Below are 16817 nucleotides of genomic sequence, written 5' to 3'. Positions count from 1 at the left end.
CCATGTAGGCCGGGTTCTGCTGTGCACTTGGCGTCGCCACGAGCGTGCTCCTGGCGCGTTACCGCGCCGTAAGCCGCATGTTGCGCTTGTGTGAAGTTCACGCATTCTGCGACATCCGTCAGGGCGCCAGCTCCAGCGGGCGCCCTTCGCTGGCCGCAGGCGGCGCAATGCGCAGCAGCCTGGCCAGCGTCGGCGCCAGGTCGGTGATGGCCACGCGCTCGGGGCGCACGCCCGGCCGCACCCACGCCGGTCCCCACCAGAGCAGCGGCACGTGCGTGTCGTACTCGTGCGGGGAACCGTGCGTGGCCACGGCCGCGCCGAACATCCAGTACGGTTCGGTGACGAACTGGACGTCGCCCGAGACCTCGGGATGCCAGCTGTTGCGCATCGCCGCGAAGAACGGCGCACCGGCACGGCTGCCGGCCAGCAACTCGGCGCGGGTGTAGGCGGCCAGCAGGTGCGGTTGCGCGAGCAGAGCAGCCCGTGCCGCCACCGCCACGCGGTCGAAGGCCAGGCCGCGGGCTGCGATTTCCGCCCGGTTCAGCACGAGCGCCGAAGCGGACAGGCCGGACACCAGCCGGGGGGCATGGAACTCCTGCTCGAGCGCCTCGTTCACCGCGGCGCGCAACTGGTGTCCCGAAATCCGTCCCGCCGCGATGCCCCGGGCCTGCAAGGCCTCGGGGTTGGGCATGAATCCGTGGTCGGCCGTGAGCACCGCCAGGTAGCGATCGCGACCGACGCTGCGGTCGAGGTCGTGGAAGAAGGACTGCAGCAGCCGATCGAGTTGCAGCAGGTGGTCCTGCGACAGGCGCGACTCGGCGCTCCAGGTGTGGTTGACGTAGTCGTGACCCGAGAGGCTGATCGCCAGCAGGTCGGGCACGGCGTCGGCGCCGAGGTGTTCGCCCGCGACGGCGGCACGGGCGAAGTCCAGCGTCAACGCATCGGCGAACGGGCTGGCCAGCAGCGAGCCGTAGAAGGCCGCACCCGGCTTCTCGTCCGCCGCGTTGCCCAGCGCCATGGGGAGGTGGCCGCCACGCGGACCGAACCAGGGCTGGTCGTCGGGCAGCGAGCGGCTGTACGCGGCGGCTGGCAGGAGCGGCTGCCACTGCGTGTGGAAATAGCGATCGGCCCGACGCGCGCGGTTGAAGGCCTCCACCCACGCGGGATGCGCACGCATGTAATAGGTGGTCGAGGCGAAGCTGCCATCGTCCGCCATGTACATGTAGGCCGTCCCGCTGCGGCCCGCGGGCAGGATGGCGCCGCGATCCTTGCCCGAAACCGCGATCACGTGCGCGCGCGGGTCGCTGCGCCGCAGGACGTCGCCCAGCGACTCCACCTTCAGGTTGCGCGGGCTGGTGCCGTCCAGGGCCTGCGTCGCATGGCCGATGTACTGCTCGGACGCGTCGCCGGTGCAGTACACCGCCTGGCCGGTGCGGCGGTCCAGCCATTCGTTGCCGATGACGCCGGTGCGGTGGGCATAGGCGCCGGTGAGTAAGGTCGCGTGGCCGGCGCCAGTCACCGTGTACGCATCGTCGAAGTACGCCTGCTCGAATGACGCCCCGTGGTCGAGGAAGCGCGCCAGCCCGTCGGGCGCCAGCTGGTCGCGATAAGCCTGCACCTGCCACTGCGGCAAGCCATCCACCACGAACAGCACGACCAGGCGCGGGCGCGGCGCCGCGGCCAGGGCCGCAATGCAGGCGAACGCGAGGCACAGCGCCAGCGCGGCGCGGCGCAGGAGCGCGATCCGGTTCATGCCGCGAGCCTAACGCAGGCACGGCGCCAGCGTGGCCGCCGGCTCAGCCCGCCCCGTGCGGCCGCGGCGCATGCTCCGCGATACGCCCGCTGGCGATGTAGATCCCGCCGAAGCCGCGCGTGCGCACCTGCAGCCCCTGGACGCGCTTGGCCAGCAGGGTCCAGGGCTGCTCCAGGCCTTCCATGGAGGTGACGGAATAGAGCGCGGCACCCAGCACGAACAGGTTGGCCGGCAGCATCCAGGGCGCCGCCCACTGCAGCCCCGCGGCCACGACCCGGCCGCCGGGCCGCAGGTGCGCGAGGACGTGGTCCAGTGCCTGCGGGTCCCGCAGGACGTCGTGGGTGAAGTGGAACATCGCCGCGTCCGCCAGGCCCTCCAGGGGCGCCTCGGCCGCGCCGGCCTGCAGCAGCGTCACGCCCCGCCATCCATGCACGGCGACGCGCTGGCGCGCGAGCTCCAGCATCTCGGGCGATGGCTCGATGCCCACGACACGGCCTTGCGGCCCCAGGCGCCGCAGCAGCGGCCCGAAGCTCAGGCCCGTGCCGCAGCCGACGTCCAGCACCGTCTCGCCCGGCCGCGGGTCGAGCACGGCGATGGCCTCGGTGCGCACCGGCTCGAAGGGCAGCAGCTCCAGGTCGTACCGCGCCGCCCGCAGCCGGTACTTCGCGACCGACAGGGAGGCATCGGGCCTCCGGTGCGGGCCGGAGGGAAAGGCCATGGCCGCACCGCTACTGGGTGATGACGACCAGCACGCTGCAGGGCGCGTGCTCGATCAGGGCGCCCGAGATGGAACCGCGCCACCAGCGCGCGGCCCAGCTGTCCAGGTGCTTGTGGCCGACGACGATCAGGTCGGCGTTGATCTGGCGCGCGTACTTGACGATCTCGTCGATCGCCTCGCCCGTCACCACCTCGCCGCGGGCGATGTGGCCGCATTCGCTCAGGCGCTTGAGGCCGTCGTCGAGCACCGCGCGGTACTTGCGTTTCTCGCGCTCTTCCAGTTCGACGTCGTACACGCCGCCCTCGAGCCCGACGAAGCTCATGGCCGACGGCATCACGGCCACCAGGTGCAGCTCGGACTGGCCCCATTGAGCGACGTCCCGGCAGTCGAGCAACGCTTTCTGGCCGGCATCCGAGCCGTCGTACGCAAGCAGAATCTTCTTGTACATGGCAGCCCCCAAGGACATGCCGTGGCCCCGTGCCCCGGCTGGCCTAGTATGGACTGCGGGCGCGGACTTGGGCAATGTGCCCGGCTACGTTCAAACCCTTACGGATTTGCATTTGCCTGCAAGACAAGTGCGCGGTCAGCACGCGATCAGCGAGGGCAGCACGCCGGTCTCGAAGTGCCGGTCCACGACATCGGCGAGCCGGTCGAACACGGCCTCCAGCGTGGGCACGCCGGCTCCGAACAAGGCCTGCAGCACCTGCGGCTGCTCGAACAGCCCATGGAGGTACACGCCCAGCACGTTGCCGCGCTCGTCCTGCCAGCCCAGCCCGCCCGCCAGCGCGATCCGCCCCTGCGCCATCCCGGCGTGCTGCGCCGTGACGCCTGTATGGATCTCGTAGCCCTGCACCTGGATGCCGGAGAGCGCCCGCCATGCACCGGCCAGGGGCTCGAAGCACGCCGTGGTGCGTTGGACCGTCTTGTGCTCGGCGAACTGCGTGACCAGGGGAAGCAGCCCGAGGCCCGGCTGGTTGCCCGCGAGCTCCCGCGGATCGATCAAGGCCTCGCCCAGCATCTGCAGCCCGCCGCAGATGCCGAGGACGCGGCCGCCCTGCTGCGCGAAGCGCGCGATCGCGGGGGCGAGCCCCTGCGCGCGCAGCCACTGCAGGTCGGCCGTCGTGTTCTTCGATCCCGGCAGCACGACCCAGTCGGCGCCGTCCAGCGCCGCAGGCGTGCGCACCCACCGCAGGCGCACGCCCGGCACGGCGGCCAGGGGCTGGAACTCGTCGAGGTTGCTGATGCGCGGATAGGCGACGATCGCGATCGTGGTGTGCGCGTCGCCCGCGCCGCCCGTGCGTTGCTCGAAGACGCCGTCTTCCTCCGGCAGGCCGTGGTGCCACACCATCGGCAAGGTGGCCACCGTGGGGACGCCCGTGAGCCGTTCGAGTTCCTGCGGTGCGGGGTCGAGCAGGGCCGCATCCCCACGGAACTTGTTCAGCACGAAGCCGTGCAGCAGCGCGCGCTCGGCCGGCTCCAGCAGCGACCAGGTTCCGTAGAGGTGCGCGAACGCGCCGCCGCGGTCGATGTCGCTCACGAGCAGGCAGCGCGCCTGCGTGTGCAGCGCCACGCGCAGGTTCACGTAGTCGCTGTCGCGCAGGTTGATCTCGGCCGGCGAGCCCGCGCCTTCGATGACGACCACGTCGTTCTCTTCCCGCAGGGCGTCGAGCGCCGCCTGCACGCGCGGCCACACGTGGGCGCTGCGCTCCCGCCAGGGCATGGCGGTGAGCGCGGCGTCCACCTCGCCCAGCACGACGACCTGGCTGTGCGTGTCGTGCTCGGGCTTGAGCAGCACCGGGTTGATGCGCACGTCGGGCTCGGCACGCGCGGCGAGCGCCTGGAAGTACTGTGCGCTGCCGATCTCGCCCAGCGCGCCGCCGGGGGCGGGCACCACGCGGGCGTTGTTGCTCATGTTCTGGGCCTTGAACGGCGCGACGCGCAGGCCCATGCGCGCATACCAGCGGCACAGCGCGGTGGCCAGCCAGCTCTTGCCCGCGCCGCTGTGCGTGCCCAGCACCATCACGCAGCTCGCCTTCATGCGTCGCCCTCCTCGCGCGGCAGCGCCACCCAGCGCCCCGCCACTGCATGCACGCGCAGCCGCTGGTCGAACACCGCCTCGACGGCGCGATGCGTGCACGGATCCGAACAGGGGCCATGATGCGCCACCCGCCCCTGGCGCAGCAACAGCAGGTCGTCGGCCTGCAGCGCGAGGCCGATCTCGTGCAGCACGCTCACCGCCGTGCCGCCGCGGGCCACGTGGCGGCGCACGATGGCGAGCCAGTCGGCCTGGTGCGGCGGGTCCAGGTGCGACAGCGGCTCGTCCATCAGCAGCACGGGCGCGCGCACGGCCAGCGCGCGCGCCAGCAGCACGCGCTGGCGTTCGCCGCCCGACAGGCTGCCCAGCGGGCGGTCGCGCCAGCTCCAGCTCTGGGTCTCCTCCATCGCCTCGCGCACGGCCTGTTCGTCGTCCGCGTCACCGCCGCCCAGCCAGCCCTGGTGCGGCAGCCGGCCCAGGCGCACGACGTCGTGCGCCAGCAGGTCCTCGGCGCCGGACTCGGCCTGCCCCAGCCAGGCCAGCGCGCGCGCCCGTTCGCGCGCGGACCAGGAGGCGCTGGCGCGTCCGAGCAGGCGCAGCTCGCCGCTGGCCGGCAGCAGGCACGCGAGGGCCTTCAGCAGCGTGGTCTTGCCCGCGCCGTTCGGGCCGGCCACCGCAGTCCAGCGGCCGGCCGGCAGGTCCAACGCGATACCGTGCAGCACCTCGCGTCCCGCGAGCGCCACGCGCAGGTCGCGCGTCTCGAACGCGGCTGCGCTCACCGCGCCCTCCTCTGCATCAAGGCCAGCAGGTAGCCGCCGCCCAGCACCGCCGTCAGCACGCCCACGGGCAGTTCGCGCGGCGCGAGCAGCCAGCGGGCGAGCACGTCGGCCGCCAGCAGCAGCACGCCGCCGGCGAGCGCGGAGAGCGGCAGCAGCCAGCGGTGCGTCGGCTTGCACAGCGCCCGCACCAGGTGCGGCGCCATCAGGCCGATGAAGGCGACCAGGCCCACGTGCGCGACGGCTGCGCCGGTGGCCAGCGCCATGACGGCGACCAGCAGCAGGCGCATCGGCCCGAGCGCCACGCCCAGGCTCGCCGCCGTCGTCTCGCCCAGCGCCAGTGCGTCGAGCGCGCGGCTGCACGCGATGCCGGCGGCGGCGCTCACGGCCAGCGCCAGCGCGAGCACGAGCGCCGAAGGCCAGCCGAGGAAGCTGGTCGTCCCGAGCAGGAACGCCTGCATGCTGCGCAGGAGCTCGGGCGCCAGGAAGATCGCGAAGGCGGCGAAGGCGCCGAACACCATGCCGACGATCACCCCTGCGAGCAGCAGGCGCGCGGTCTGCTGCACGCCGCGCGCCAGCGCCAGCGTCACCGCCACTGCCGCCGATGCGCCGAGGAAGGCCGCGCCGGTGAGCCCGAGTCGCACGCCCCAGCCGGCGGCGAGCTCCGGTGCGGCGCCCAGCGCCAGCAGCAGCAAGGCGACGCCGAACGCGGCGCCCGTGGAGCTGCCCAGGAGATAGGGATCGGCGAGCGGATTGCGGAACAGCCCCTGCGCGACGGCGCCGGCCAGTCCCAGCAGCGCGCCCGCGGTCCACGCGCCGACGGTGCGCGGCAAGCGGATGTCCCACAGGATGGACAGGCCAGCGCCCGTGGGATCCGCGAGCGGCTCCCAGCCCAGGCTGCCGACGGCAACGCCCAGCAACAGCAGGCCCGCGCTCGCGATGACGAGCCAGGCCGCGACCGTGGCGGGAGGACGCGTGCCGTTCACCTGGGCGCGCCCCCATCGCGCCAGCCGCCCGCGAGGCACTGCACCATCAGCCGGGCGCCCTCGGCCATCCGGGGACCCGCACGCACCAGCACGTCGGCCTGCGCGCGCGTGAACCGGCAGACCCGGCCCGCGCGGATGGCGCGCAGCGATTGCCAGCCGGGACGCGTCGCCAGCGGCGCGTTCGCCTCGTCTTCCGCCAGCATGACGACGTCGGGATCGGCGCGCACCACGAATTCCGGATTGAGCCGCGGGAACGGACCCAGCGCCGCCGGCACCACGTTGCGCACGCCGATGCGCGCCAGCAGTTCGCCGATGAAGGAGGCTTCGCTGGCCGCGTAGGGCGCACTGCTCACCTCGAAATACACGCGCGCGCCGCGCTGCGCGGGCGGCAGGCTGTGCGCCACCTGCGCCAGCTCCGCTTCGATCGCCTGCCAGGCCTGGGTGCCGTCACGCGCCGCCAGCACGGGCCCCAGCAGCAACAAGACCCGGCGCACATCCGCCAGCGTGCGCGGCTCCAGTGCGACCACCTTCAGGCCCAGCGCCTCCAGCCGCGGCAGTGCGCGCGACGAGGTCGGCGCCAGCACCAGGTCGGGTTTCAGCGCCACGATGCTTTCCACCCGCGCATCCTCGATGCCGCCCACATGCGGCAGGTGGCGGACCGCTTCCGGAAAGTTGGAGTAGTCGTCGACTGCGACCAGCCGGGCGCACGCGTCCAGCGCGCAGACCGATTCGCTCAGCGATGGCAGCAGGGAAACGATGCGCTGTGGTGGCCGGGCGAAACTCACCGACTTGCCCAGGTCGTCGCGCACGGTCACGGCGTGCGCCGGCAGCAGCAACGCGCACAGCAGCGCCGCCAGCAGCTCACGCATGGGTGCGGCTCCAGTCCAGCACGATCCGGTGCAGTTGCTCGACGCCGTCGGTGAGGGCCGCGGGTCCGGGCTGCAGGATGTCGGCCGACTTGATCTCGAAGAGCTGGCCCTCGCGCACCGCGTTCACCTGGTCCCAGCCGGCGCGCGCGGCGACCTTCTCGGGGCGGAACTTCTTGCCGCACCAGGAGCCGATCACGATGTCGGGGTTTCGGCGCACGATCTCCGCGCCGTCGGCGACGATGCGGTCCTTGCCCAGCGACTGCAGCGCGAGCTCGGGGAAGATGTCGTCGCCTCCGGCGATGCCCACCAGCTCGGAGACCCAGCGGATCGCGCTGATGTGCGGCTCGTCCCACTCCTCGAAGAACACGCGCGGCCGGCGCGGCAGCGCGCGGCCGGCGGCCTCGATCGCGAGCAGGCGCGCGCGCATGCCTTCGAGCAGCTGGAGGCCCGCCTCGGCGCGCCCGACCATCGCGGCCACCTGGTACAGCATGGAGAAGATCTCTTCCACGCTGCGCTGGTTGAAGATGGTGACCTGCACGCCCTGCTTCACCAGCTGCGCCGCGATGTCCGCCTGCAGGTCGGAGAAGCCGAACACGCAGTCCGGCCGCAGCGCGAGGATCTTGTCTATCTTCGCGCTGAGGAAGGCGCTCACCTTCGGCTTCTCCTCGCGGGCGCGGCGCGGCCGCACGGTGTAGCCGGAGATGCCGACGATGCGGTCCTGCTCGCCCAGCAGGTACAGCCATTCCGTCGTTTCCTCAGTGAGGCACACGATGCGGCGGGGTCCGCGCGGAATGGCGATCATGCGGCGGCTCCTAGAACTGCACGCGCACCGAGGCCGTGAACTGGCGCCGCGGCTCCGGGTAGATGGACGTGGTCTGCCCGCCGACGCAGCCGAAGGCCTGCGTGTAGAACCTCTGGTCGAACAGGTTGGTCACGCCCAGGGCCAGCTCCGCGTTGCGCAGGAACTGCCAGGCATAGCGCGCATCGGCGGTGACGTACGAGGGCATCCGGCAGGCATTGTCGAAGTCGGGATGCTGCGACGATACCCAGTTCACGCCCGCGTTGATGCGATGGCCCGCCGCGGGCACCCAGTCGGCGCGCACGGCCAGCGTCTCGCGCGGCACGAGCGGCACGTCCTTGCCCTCGTGGGGGCCGGAGCGGAAGGTCGCGCGCCGGACGGCGCCGTGCACGGCCAGCCCGAGGCTGCTGGTGAGCGCGTGGTTCCAGTCGACCTCCACGCCTTCGCGGCGGGTCGGGTCGAAGTTGACGTTGGCGCCCTGTCCGAAGGTCGTCGGCACGTCCGGATCGAAGCCGATCTCGTCGGTGAGGTGGCTCTCGTACAGGCGCGCCTCGAGCTTGCCGGCCGCGTAGGTCCAGCGGGCGCCGACTTCGGCATCGTTGGAGGTCTGCGGCCGCAGCATCTCGCCGTCGCGGGTGAAGTTGAACTCGTCGGCGGTGGGCAAGCGGTAGCTGCGGCCGACGCGGAACCACGCCGTCCAGTCCGTGGCGACGGGGTGGCTCAGGCCCAGCTCCCAGGCGTCCTGCCGGTCGTTCAAGGTGAGGCCGCCGCCCTCCTTGTGGATCTTCTCCGTGCGCGCGCCGAGCGACAGGCGCGTGCCGGTGGCGTAGACGACATCGTCCTTCACGTACAGCGCATCCGCGTCCTGGCTCGCGTCCGAGCTGTTGGTGACGCTGGTGCGCGCCCATTCGTTGCGGTCCGCCCCCAGCACCAGGATGTTGTCGACGCGACCGATCTTCTGCTGCTGGCGCGCGCGCAGCGCGTAGTTGTGCGCATCGACGTCGTAGTCGAACGGAAAGACACCGAAGTTGATGCTGCGCAGCTCCTTCTGGCGCTGCGCCGCGTCGAAGGCGAGCTGCCACTGGCCCACGTCCGCCTGCGCGAACAGCGCCGCGCGGTCATTGCGGATGCTCACGTGGTCGTTGGGCGTGGTCGTCTGCTTCGGATCCGCCGCGTACTGGTCGGCCGTGAGCGCACCGGGCAGGCGGGCGGCTAGATGGTCCTGCGCGGCGCTTGCGCCCAGGCGCAACCAGCCGTTGGACCACTGGCCGGTCAAGGAGCCGCCGTCGCTCTTCGAGGCCGAGTTGTGGCGCCAGCCGTCGGTGCGGCGCTGCTGCGCGTTTGCGTCGAGCACGAAGCCATTGGCCGTCGCCGCCGTGCCGCTCGCGCGCACGTCGGCCAGGCCGTCGCTGCCGCCCGCGGCGTACACAGTCGCGCCGCTCGCGCGCTGCTTGCCCGCACCGGCCTTGGTGGTGATGACGATCACCCCGCCGGTGGCCCCCTCGCCGTACAGCACGGCGCCGCTGCCGCGCAGCACCTCGATGCTTTCGATCGACTCGATCGGAATGCCTGCGAGGCGCGGCGAACTCAGGTCGCTTTCGCTCAGGCGGATGCCGTCGAGGACCACCACCTGGTTCTGGTCGGCGGTGGTGCCGAAGCCGCGCAGGTCGATGCCGGTGTCGCCGCCGTTGAACAGGTCCTGCCGGCCGGGCACGCCCAGCAGCCGCACGATGGCGTCGTTCACCGTCGTGGCGCCCGAGGCGCGGATCTGGTCGGCGGTGATGACGCTCACGCCCAGCGGCAGCGTCGAGGCGGGCTCGGAAAAGCGCGTCGCCGTGACGTGCGTCTCCGGCAAGGTCTGCTGTGCGAGCAGCGGGGTGGTGGAAAGCGATGCGATGGCGGCCAGCAGGCAGGCGCGCGCTCGCGGGGTTTGCACGTTTCTTTTCATGGAACTCGAGAAGCGAAGTACCCGCGCCGGCTTCCCCGCCAGCATTGGGCCATCCGGTCGCGCGCAGGGCGCACGACCCCCTTGTTGGCCGGTATCCGGGCTGGCGGAAGGACGTCCACCGGCCTTCCCAGGTGCGCTTGTGTCGAGCGTCCCAGTGGCCTGTCGAGGGTGGACGTGGCACGCCCGGCTCGCGCCGCGCGCGCCTCCGCTTACCGTTGCGGGGGCAGCGCAGGTTGGCCTCTGCACGTCGTGCATCGGCTCCCTGCTTCCCGTTGAACTGCGGCATGCGAACCACACCGCGAGCACCAACGTGCGCATTCTAAAGCCGGGGGCTTGTACAACTCCCTACAATTCGCGCATGGCCAGCGGCTCTCCCATCGACCCCCTCGTCGAACGCGTCGAGCGCCTGCTCGTTCGCTACGAGGAGCTGCAGCGCACGAACGCGCTGCTCTCGCAGCAGGTGGAGCTGCTCACGCAGGAGCGCGACTCGCTGAAGTCGCGCCTGTCGGCGGCGCGTGCGCGCGTCGACGCCCTGCTCGAACGACTGCCTGACCTCAACACGCCCGCATGAAGCAGCTCGAAGTCCAGATCATGGGCCAGAGCTACCTGCTCGGCTGCCCGCCCGGCGGTGAGCAGCGCCTGCTCGAGGCCGTCGAGAAGGTCGACACCGCCATGTGCCGCATCCGCGACGCGGGCAAGGTGAAGGCCCGCGATCGCATCGCCGTGCTCGCCGCGCTGAACCTCGCGTTCGACACCGAGCGCCAGGCGACGCAGCAGGTGCAGGCCGCCAAGGCAGATGCAACGCTCACCGGCATCCGGAACCTCGGCGACGACGTGCGGCTTGCACAGCTGATGGTGCGGCTCGACAAGGCACTCGGGGATGACGGCCGCTTGATTTGAGCGGGGGTGAATGGGCCGGTGGGCCCTCGGCCTCTGGCGCGAGGCGGCCGGCTCGGCGAACGTCCTTCCTTCGAATCTCGCGCTGATGCCGCCGGCATTCGTAGGCTGGCGGTGAGCCGCAGGCGAACCCCAGCTTGCTGCGCCACGCTGGATCGCTGGGGTTCGCTTCGCTCACCACCAGCCTACAAACGCCATCCCGTTGCGGCATCGGCGTCCATGGCTTCTTGCCCGCAGGGGCCCCACTGCCCATCGTCGCGGCAGGTGGCGTGCGGTGCAGGCCCGCATCAGGGGCATCGCCTGGAAGCCGGTCCGGGCGGCGGAGCACGGCTACGAGAGCGCAGCGTATCGAGCCGCGCGTACGTTTCATGCTACCGCGGCACTTGTTCGAGCAGAGAGTTTGTCCGCGACCAGCGGGCAAACTCTCTGCGAGTTGTGCCGCGCGACGCCGCCCGGACCGGCTTCCAGGGGCGTCGGCGCGCGCAGCCGCCGACCGATGCCCAGCGGGTCTGCACCGCACGCCACTTGGCGCGACGGGCACCGGCGTTCGCGGTGCGCACTGCATGGTGCGTTCCCGCAGCAGAGAGCGATCACGACGCGCCGCTTTGCTGGGGTTCGCTGTCGCTCACCTTCCAGGCGCTGTGCGCCCGCCAGCCTACGAAGACCAGCGTACGAGGACCAGCCTGCGAACCCGACACAAAAAAGAAAACGGGCTGCCCGAAGGCAGCCCGTCGCAATAGGCGTCTGCGAGTGGCACCGGACCGCATCCTGAACCGGGGTTCAGGTGGGCGAGGTCAGCACCGGCGTTGGGATCATCTGACGCGAGATGTTCACGCTCACCGGGCGATGTTCCAAGCCCTTGCTCAATGAGCATTGGTTCAAGGAAATATAAAGCCCGATACACACTGCAGACGGAGACCATTCTAGGACGCAAAAACGGCGCGTGGCGCAAATCAGGTGTGAAGCCATGCAAGGATTCCGGACTTGACATTCGCGCACGTAGCTGAACTGTGCGCTTGTTCCGGCGACAATGCGTGCGTGCGCACCGCGCGTCGGATTCCACAAGAACAATGATGTCCGTCCTGGACCCGCAGCTCGTCTTCGAACTCGCCCTGATCGGCACCTGCACCGGCTTCCTCGCCGGCCTGCTCGGGATCGGCGGCGGCATGATCATGGTGCCGTTCCTCACGCTGATCCTCGCGCACCGCAACTACCCCGCGCAGTACACCGTGAAGATGGCGGTGGCGACTTCGCTCGCGACCATCGCGTTCACGTCGCTGTCGTCGGTGCGTGCGCATCACCAGCGCGATGCCGTGCTGTGGCCGGTGGTCAAGGTGCTCGCGCCCGGCATCCTGGTCGGCTCGCTGCTGGGCGCGCAGGTGGCGCATGCCCTGCCGGCGAAGTGGCTGGGCATGTTCTTCGGTATCTTCGTGGCGTTCTCGGCGACGCAGATGCTGCTCGGTCGCAAGCCCAAGCCGAGCCGCTCGCTGCCGGGCCCGCTCGCGACCTTCAGCGTGGGCGGCGTGATCGGCGGCCTGTCCGCGCTGGTGGGCGCCGGCGGCGCCTTCGTGTCCGTGCCGTTCATGACCTGGTGCAACGTGCGCATCCACGACGCCGTCGGCACGTCGGCCGCGCTGGGCTTTCCCATCGCGCTGGCCGGCACCATCGGCTACATCTGGGCCGGGCGCGCGCTGCCGCAGATGCCTCCGGGCTCCATCGGCTACCTGTACCTGCCGGGCCTCGTCGTGATCTCGCTGGCCAGCATGCTCATGGCCCCGGTCGGCGCGCGCACGGCGCACCGGCTGCCGCTGGCGCCGATGCGCAAGCTGTTTGCCCTGCTCCTCTACGGGCTCGCGGCATACTTCCTCCTCCGCTAGGCTTCACCGCGGACCAACGCCCAAGGAGAACTGAGATCGCGCGCATCGCCTTCATCGGCCAGCAGGACTTCGGCAAAGCCGTCCTCGAGGCCTTCCTCGCCCGCGGCGACACGGTCGCCGGCGTGTTCTGCAGCCCCGACAAACCCGGCGCGAAGCCCGATGTGCTCAAGGCCGACGCGCAGGAGCGCGGCCTGCGGGTGTTCAGCTTCCCGAGCCTGCGCAGCGCCGAGGCCGAAGCCGCCATGCGCTCGCTGCAGGCCGACATCGGCATCATGGCGTACGTGCTGCAGTTCGCGCCGCAGTCCTTCGTGAACATCCCGAAGCACGGCACAATCCAGTACCACCCTTCCCTGCTGCCGCGGCACCGCGGCCCGTCGTCGATCAGCTGGCCGATCGCGCTCGGCGCGCGCGAGACCGGCGTGACGATCTTCCGGCCCACCGACGGCCTCGACGAAGGCCCTGTGGTCCTGCAGAAGAAGTGCACCATCGCGCCCGACGACACGCTCGGCGACGTCTACTTCAAGAAGCTCTTCCCGCTCGGTGTCGAGGCCCTGCTGGAAGCCACCGACTCGGTGCTCGCGGGTCGGCATCGCGAGCAGCCGCAGGACGAAACGCTCGCGACCTACGAAGGCTGGCTGCACGACGAAGAGGCGGAGATCCACTGGCCCGGGCACGTCGACACGATCTACAACCTGATCCGCGCGTGCAATCCGGCGCCGGGCGCGTGGATGATGCTCGATGGCGTGAAGGTGCGCGTGTACGACTGCCGCAAGCACGTGGTGGGCCGCTTCGTCTCCCGCGGTCACAAGCCCGGCGACGTCGCCGGCGTGAGCGAAAACTCCATCGTGGTCTGGGCGCAGGGCGGACTGATCGAGCTCCTCAAGCTGCGGCCCGAAGGCGGCGGCAAGATGGGCGCCGGCGACTTCGCGCGCCAGCGCGGGTGGCCTATTTCGGACGCCTGGCGCTCGTGGGTGCGGCCCGCGTAGCGGGCTTCTTCTTCACGCCGAGGGCCTGGTCGATCAGGTCGGCGCCGTCGGCCATCAGGAAATTCTTGAACGCCTGCGCCACCGGCGGCAGCCGCTTCGCGCGCCGATGCACCACGTACCAGTTCAGCATCAGCGGAAAGCCCTGCACGTCGAGCACGGTGAGGCTGCCCGCCTGGAGCTCGCGGCTCACGGTGTGCGCGGACAGGAAGCTCACGCCCATGCCGGCGATCACCGCCTGCTTGATGGTCTCGGTGCTGCGGATCTCCATCGCGATGTTCAGGTCCTGCAGGTTCTTGCCGAAGCCCTGCACCAGCGAGTGCCAGGTGTCGGAGCCCTTTTCGCGCACGACGAAGGGCTCGCGCACGATGCGCGTGACCGGAATGCGCGGCGTGCCGGCGAGCGGGTGGCTGGGCGCGGACACGATCACGTAGGGGTGCGGCGCGAAGGGCTCGGCCATGGTGTCCTCGTCCTCCGGCGGCCGCACCATGACCGCGAGGTCGGTGCGGTTCTCGCGCATCTGGGCGAGCAGCTCCTCGCGATTGACCACGTCGAAGTTGAGCGTCACGCCTTCGTGGCGCTGTGCGAACTCGACGAGCAGCCGCGGAAAGAAGTAGTCGCCGGCGCTGATCACGGAGACGTTCAGGCGTCCGCCCGACACGCCCTTGAACTGCGCCATCGCCTCTTCGGCTTCCTGGAACTTCTGGATGATCTCGCGGCTGGACTGCAGCATCTGCTCGCCGGCGGCCGTGAGGTGAATCTTCTTGCCCAGTTGCTCGAACAGCGGCAGTCCCGCGTGGTCCTCGAGCTTGCTGACCTGGGTCGACACGGCGGGCTGGGTGAGGTGCAGCTCCTCGGCCGCGCGCGAGAAGCTGCGGTGCCGCGCGACGGCCTCGAAGACCTTCAGCTGGCGCAGGGTGGCGTTCTTCATGAGGCAGCGATCATAATCTGCACCTAATGAGGACGATCAAATACTTTCACTATCATTGATCGTTCCCGGCGCCTAGAGTCCGTCCACAGCACACGAAGGAGACGGCCATGGCGCAGCAATACACCACCCCCACCTACACGGCGGACGAGCAACTCGACTTCTGCCGCGACTGGGACGCGGCGGCCATCGGCAGCGGCCGCGAAGGCCTGCGCGCCTGGCTCGAGAAGGAGCGTCCGCACCTGCTGCGCGCCTACGATGCGGACTTCCTGATCGCCGCGGTCGAGGCGACGCGCCCGCGCGCTGCGACGCAGCGCTGAGCATTCGAAAGCGCGCGCGCAACATAGCGCACGCACGCACGGCATTCTCGAGCTGTTGCATCGAAAACACCGCATCCTCCAGAACCCCAATGCGGTTCACACCTGCGGGTGCGGCTCCAGCTTCGCTGCTTGAGTTCCATCGGTCAGAACCGACGGGTCTCAGGAGGTTCTCGAAAGGCGCTCAGAGCATTGCGTCCGGCGCGAAGGGTGACAGCGCGTCCACCAGCAACTTGAGCATCATGCTGGCTGCGGGTTCGCTGGTTTCATCGCCGTAGGTTGCGCCGGGTGGCGCGCGCCACAGCAAGGTGCCGTGCGCGTCCTGCTCGAGTGTGTACGCGTTGTGGACGAACGTGCCCTCGATCAGCATGGTCGCTTCAGCGGCGAGCGCCGGGCTGCGAATCAGCAAGGCGACTTCGCTGTTCTTGCGCTCCGAGCGCAGGTCGAGGTTCATGGACCCGATGGCCGACAGCTTGCGGTCGATGATCACCATCTTGGAGTGCAGGCTGGCAAGGGATGCGCCGCCGGCGGAGCCCCCGATTCCGCTGCCCAACCAGGGTCGGATGCCCCGCCTGCGGTCCCCGCTGTTGGAACGACCGGCCGATCGCATCTCGTGCAGTTCCACACCCATGGCGAGCAGGGCGTGGCGATAACGGCGGTAGCCCGCATGGGCGGCCGGGGCGTCATTGGAGGCCAGCGAATTCGTCAGCACACGGACTTTCACACCGCGCGCACGCAGATCGGCGAACACCTTCATCATCGGGGCGCCGGGCACGAAGTAAGGAGAGACGATGAGGACATCGCCAGACGCTTTTTGCATGAGGCCCAGCAATCCGTCCACCACCGTTTCACCGGCGTCGGCTTCGTCGTCGCCCGGACCGATTTTGCCAGGTGCATCAACCAGCAACAGCGACGGCGCCCACGCCAGGCTCACGCCATTGAGGTCCGTGGGGCTCCGCTCGGCGGAAGCGAATTCGGCCTCGGTGACCGCGGGAAGCACCATGGCATTGCCGGGAGAGCCTGCAGGGGCCACGGCCGCCATGGGTGGAGCGTCGCTTGATCTTGCCTGCTCAGCGGGCTTCTTGCGCAGGTGTTCGATGTCCTCTTTCGACAGCAGGGTCTGGACCTGATAGGCCAGTGGATCGTTCCAGTAGCGGTCGAAGCTGGCGGACATGTCCTGCACGACGCGGCCGGCGGCCAGTACGTCCATGTCGACAAAGTTGCTGGCCTCGCCTGCGCCGAAGTACGCGTCACCGAGGTTGCGGCCGCCGGCGATGCCCCATGTGTCGTCAGCGATGAACAGCTTGTTGTGCATGCGCTTCTGGATCCGCTCCACATCGTACAAGGAGGTGAAGATTCGCCCGGCCAGCGAGGCTCGCGAGCCGGCCAAGGGGTTGAACAGACGCATTTCGACGCCAGGCTCGAAGGCCAGGCGCAGAACCTGAGCGTTGGCGCCCGTCGTGTTGAAGTCGTCCAGCAGGATGCGCACGCGCACGCCCCTACGCGCAGCCCTACGCACCGTTTCAAGCAGCACCTCGGTGCTGCCATCCGCGTGGATCGCGTAATACTGCAGGTCCAGGGTGCTCTGTGCCGCTTCGGCCAGGGCGACACGAGCTGCGAACGCACCGTCGGCGGTGTCAAGCAATCGGAAGCCGGAGTCGTTGTGGGTTCGTGCCGCAACACGTCGTGATTGCACCAGACGACCCATCTGCGTTTCACCGGGCGCCGCCAATGCGTATGACGCTGTGCGGGGGCCCTGATTTGGCATGTCGGTACAACCGCTTGCCAGGCCACAGACAACTAGCGCCGCAAAAACCACGGAGAACGTCAGACGATGAATCATGGAAAGAGCTTGCATTGACTGGAATCAGCTTAGCAGAGCTGGATGGCGTCAATCCGGCTGCTCCATAAAGAGACAGGATGTACGCTAT

General features: G+C 70.0%; 16 protein-coding genes and 1 riboswitch. Of the genes, 5 read left to right on the top strand and 11 right to left on the bottom strand.

The features are described from left to right. Positions 1-118 precede the first annotated feature (118 nt). The 9 genes from JJB11_RS09760 to JJB11_RS09720 form a co-directional block, all read right to left on the bottom strand. Positions 119-1753: an alkaline phosphatase family protein gene (locus JJB11_RS09760; protein ID WP_201169421.1), complete on the bottom strand. Its 1635-nt coding sequence runs from the start codon at positions 1751-1753 to the stop codon at positions 119-121. Positions 1754-1796: 43 nt separating this feature from the next. After that, positions 1797-2471, bottom strand: a complete 675-nt coding sequence (locus tag JJB11_RS09755) for a class I SAM-dependent methyltransferase (protein ID WP_201169409.1) — start codon at positions 2469-2471, stop codon at positions 1797-1799. A gap of 10 nt (positions 2472-2481) precedes the next feature. Then, positions 2482-2919, bottom strand: coding sequence for a universal stress protein (locus JJB11_RS09750; RefSeq protein WP_201169407.1), 438 nt, complete (start codon positions 2917-2919; stop codon positions 2482-2484). A gap of 135 nt (positions 2920-3054) precedes the next feature. Continuing rightward, positions 3055-4509, bottom strand: a complete 1455-nt coding sequence (locus JJB11_RS09745) for a cobyric acid synthase (RefSeq protein ID WP_201169404.1) — start codon at positions 4507-4509, stop codon at positions 3055-3057. Beyond that, entirely contained in the window at positions 4506-5285 is a 780-nt protein-coding gene (locus JJB11_RS09740) for an ATP-binding cassette domain-containing protein (RefSeq protein WP_201169391.1), read from the bottom strand. The genes JJB11_RS09745 and JJB11_RS09740 overlap by 4 nt, the downstream gene beginning before the upstream one ends. Beyond that, a complete protein-coding gene (locus JJB11_RS09735) occupies positions 5282-6268 on the bottom strand; it encodes an iron chelate uptake ABC transporter family permease subunit (RefSeq protein ID WP_201964745.1) in 987 nt (328 codons plus the stop codon). The genes JJB11_RS09740 and JJB11_RS09735 overlap by 4 nt, the downstream gene beginning before the upstream one ends. Beyond that, entirely contained in the window at positions 6265-7137 is an 873-nt protein-coding gene (locus tag JJB11_RS09730; protein ID WP_201169388.1) for an ABC transporter substrate-binding protein, read from the bottom strand. Before JJB11_RS09730 ends, JJB11_RS09735 begins: the two co-directional genes overlap by 4 nt. After that, a complete protein-coding gene (locus JJB11_RS09725) occupies positions 7130-7939 on the bottom strand; it encodes a cobalamin-binding protein (RefSeq protein ID WP_201169371.1) in 810 nt (269 codons plus the stop codon). The genes JJB11_RS09730 and JJB11_RS09725 overlap by 8 nt, the downstream gene beginning before the upstream one ends. 10 nt (positions 7940-7949) lie before the next feature. Next, a complete protein-coding gene (locus tag JJB11_RS09720; RefSeq protein WP_201964744.1) occupies positions 7950-9872 on the bottom strand; it encodes a TonB-dependent receptor domain-containing protein in 1923 nt (640 codons plus the stop codon). 81 nt (positions 9873-9953) lie between these two features. Continuing rightward, a riboswitch (cobalamin riboswitch) is annotated at positions 9954-10209 on the bottom strand. A gap of 33 nt (positions 10210-10242) precedes the next feature. On the opposite strand from JJB11_RS09720, the gene zapB reads away from it, so the two are divergent. The 4 genes from zapB to JJB11_RS26530 all read left to right on the top strand — a co-directional run bounded on the left by zapB (position 10243) and on the right by JJB11_RS26530 (position 13644). After that, on the top strand, positions 10243-10455 hold the full coding sequence (gene zapB / locus JJB11_RS09715) for a cell division protein ZapB (protein WP_201169354.1): 213 nt from the start codon (positions 10243-10245) through the stop codon (positions 10453-10455). After that, positions 10452-10784 (top strand): cell division protein ZapA, encoded by a 333-nt coding sequence (locus JJB11_RS09710; RefSeq protein ID WP_201169352.1) that lies wholly within the window; start codon positions 10452-10454, stop codon positions 10782-10784. The genes zapB and JJB11_RS09710 overlap by 4 nt, the downstream gene beginning before the upstream one ends. A 1067-nt stretch (positions 10785-11851) precedes the next feature. Next, positions 11852-12658 (top strand): sulfite exporter TauE/SafE family protein, encoded by an 807-nt coding sequence (locus JJB11_RS09705; RefSeq protein ID WP_201169350.1) that lies wholly within the window; start codon positions 11852-11854, stop codon positions 12656-12658. Beyond that, positions 12640-13644, top strand: a complete 1005-nt coding sequence (locus tag JJB11_RS26530; protein ID WP_340643146.1) for a methionyl-tRNA formyltransferase — start codon at positions 12640-12642, stop codon at positions 13642-13644. The genes JJB11_RS09705 and JJB11_RS26530 overlap by 19 nt, the downstream gene beginning before the upstream one ends. Here JJB11_RS26530 and JJB11_RS09695 read toward each other — a convergent pair. Further along, complete coding sequence (locus JJB11_RS09695; protein ID WP_201169349.1) at positions 13604-14572, bottom strand: LysR family transcriptional regulator; 969 nt, start codon at positions 14570-14572, stop codon at positions 13604-13606. The two genes, JJB11_RS26530 and JJB11_RS09695, sit on opposite strands and share 41 nt — an antisense overlap. Positions 14573-14679: 107 nt before the next feature. Here JJB11_RS09695 and JJB11_RS09690 point away from each other — a divergent pair, with 107 nt between their 5' ends. Beyond that, the gene (locus JJB11_RS09690) at positions 14680-14889 is read left to right on the top strand and encodes a hypothetical protein (RefSeq protein WP_201169341.1); all 210 of its coding nucleotides are present in this window, start codon (positions 14680-14682) and stop codon (positions 14887-14889) included. A gap of 181 nt (positions 14890-15070) precedes the next feature. Here the strand turns inward: JJB11_RS09690 and JJB11_RS09685 are convergent, their stop codons facing one another. Further along, entirely contained in the window at positions 15071-16729 is a 1659-nt protein-coding gene (locus JJB11_RS09685) for a phospholipase D family protein (protein ID WP_201964742.1), read from the bottom strand. Positions 16730-16817: the final 88 nt, after the last annotated feature.

The sequence above is a fragment of the Ramlibacter ginsenosidimutans genome, assembly GCF_016654015.1.
Classification (GTDB): domain Bacteria; phylum Pseudomonadota; class Gammaproteobacteria; order Burkholderiales; family Burkholderiaceae_C; genus Ramlibacter; species Ramlibacter ginsenosidimutans.
Note: the sequence above shows the minus strand (reverse complement) of the source record. Positions and strands in the feature narration are given on the sequence as shown.

Coding starts and splice junctions, on each gene's coding strand:
- JJB11_RS09725 (WP_201169371.1), bottom strand. CDS start 7,939: ATGATCGCCATTCCGCGCGGACCCCGCCGCATCGTGTGCCTCACTGAG.
- JJB11_RS09685 (WP_201964742.1), bottom strand. CDS start 16,729: ATGATTCATCGTCTGACGTTCTCCGTGGTTTTTGCGGCGCTAGTTGTC.
- JJB11_RS09745 (WP_201169404.1), bottom strand. CDS start 4,509: ATGAAGGCGAGCTGCGTGATGGTGCTGGGCACGCACAGCGGCGCGGGC.
- JJB11_RS09730 (WP_201169388.1), bottom strand. CDS start 7,137: ATGCGTGAGCTGCTGGCGGCGCTGCTGTGCGCGTTGCTGCTGCCGGCG.
- JJB11_RS09750 (WP_201169407.1), bottom strand. CDS start 2,919: ATGTACAAGAAGATTCTGCTTGCGTACGACGGCTCGGATGCCGGCCAG.
- JJB11_RS09705 (WP_201169350.1), top strand. CDS start 11,852: ATGATGTCCGTCCTGGACCCGCAGCTCGTCTTCGAACTCGCCCTGATC.
- JJB11_RS09695 (WP_201169349.1), bottom strand. CDS start 14,572: ATGAAGAACGCCACCCTGCGCCAGCTGAAGGTCTTCGAGGCCGTCGCG.
- JJB11_RS09755 (WP_201169409.1), bottom strand. CDS start 2,471: ATGGCCTTTCCCTCCGGCCCGCACCGGAGGCCCGATGCCTCCCTGTCG.
- JJB11_RS09690 (WP_201169341.1), top strand. CDS start 14,680: ATGGCGCAGCAATACACCACCCCCACCTACACGGCGGACGAGCAACTC.
- JJB11_RS09760 (WP_201169421.1), bottom strand. CDS start 1,753: ATGAACCGGATCGCGCTCCTGCGCCGCGCCGCGCTGGCGCTGTGCCTC.
- zapB (WP_201169354.1), top strand. CDS start 10,243: ATGGCCAGCGGCTCTCCCATCGACCCCCTCGTCGAACGCGTCGAGCGC.
- JJB11_RS09710 (WP_201169352.1), top strand. CDS start 10,452: ATGAAGCAGCTCGAAGTCCAGATCATGGGCCAGAGCTACCTGCTCGGC.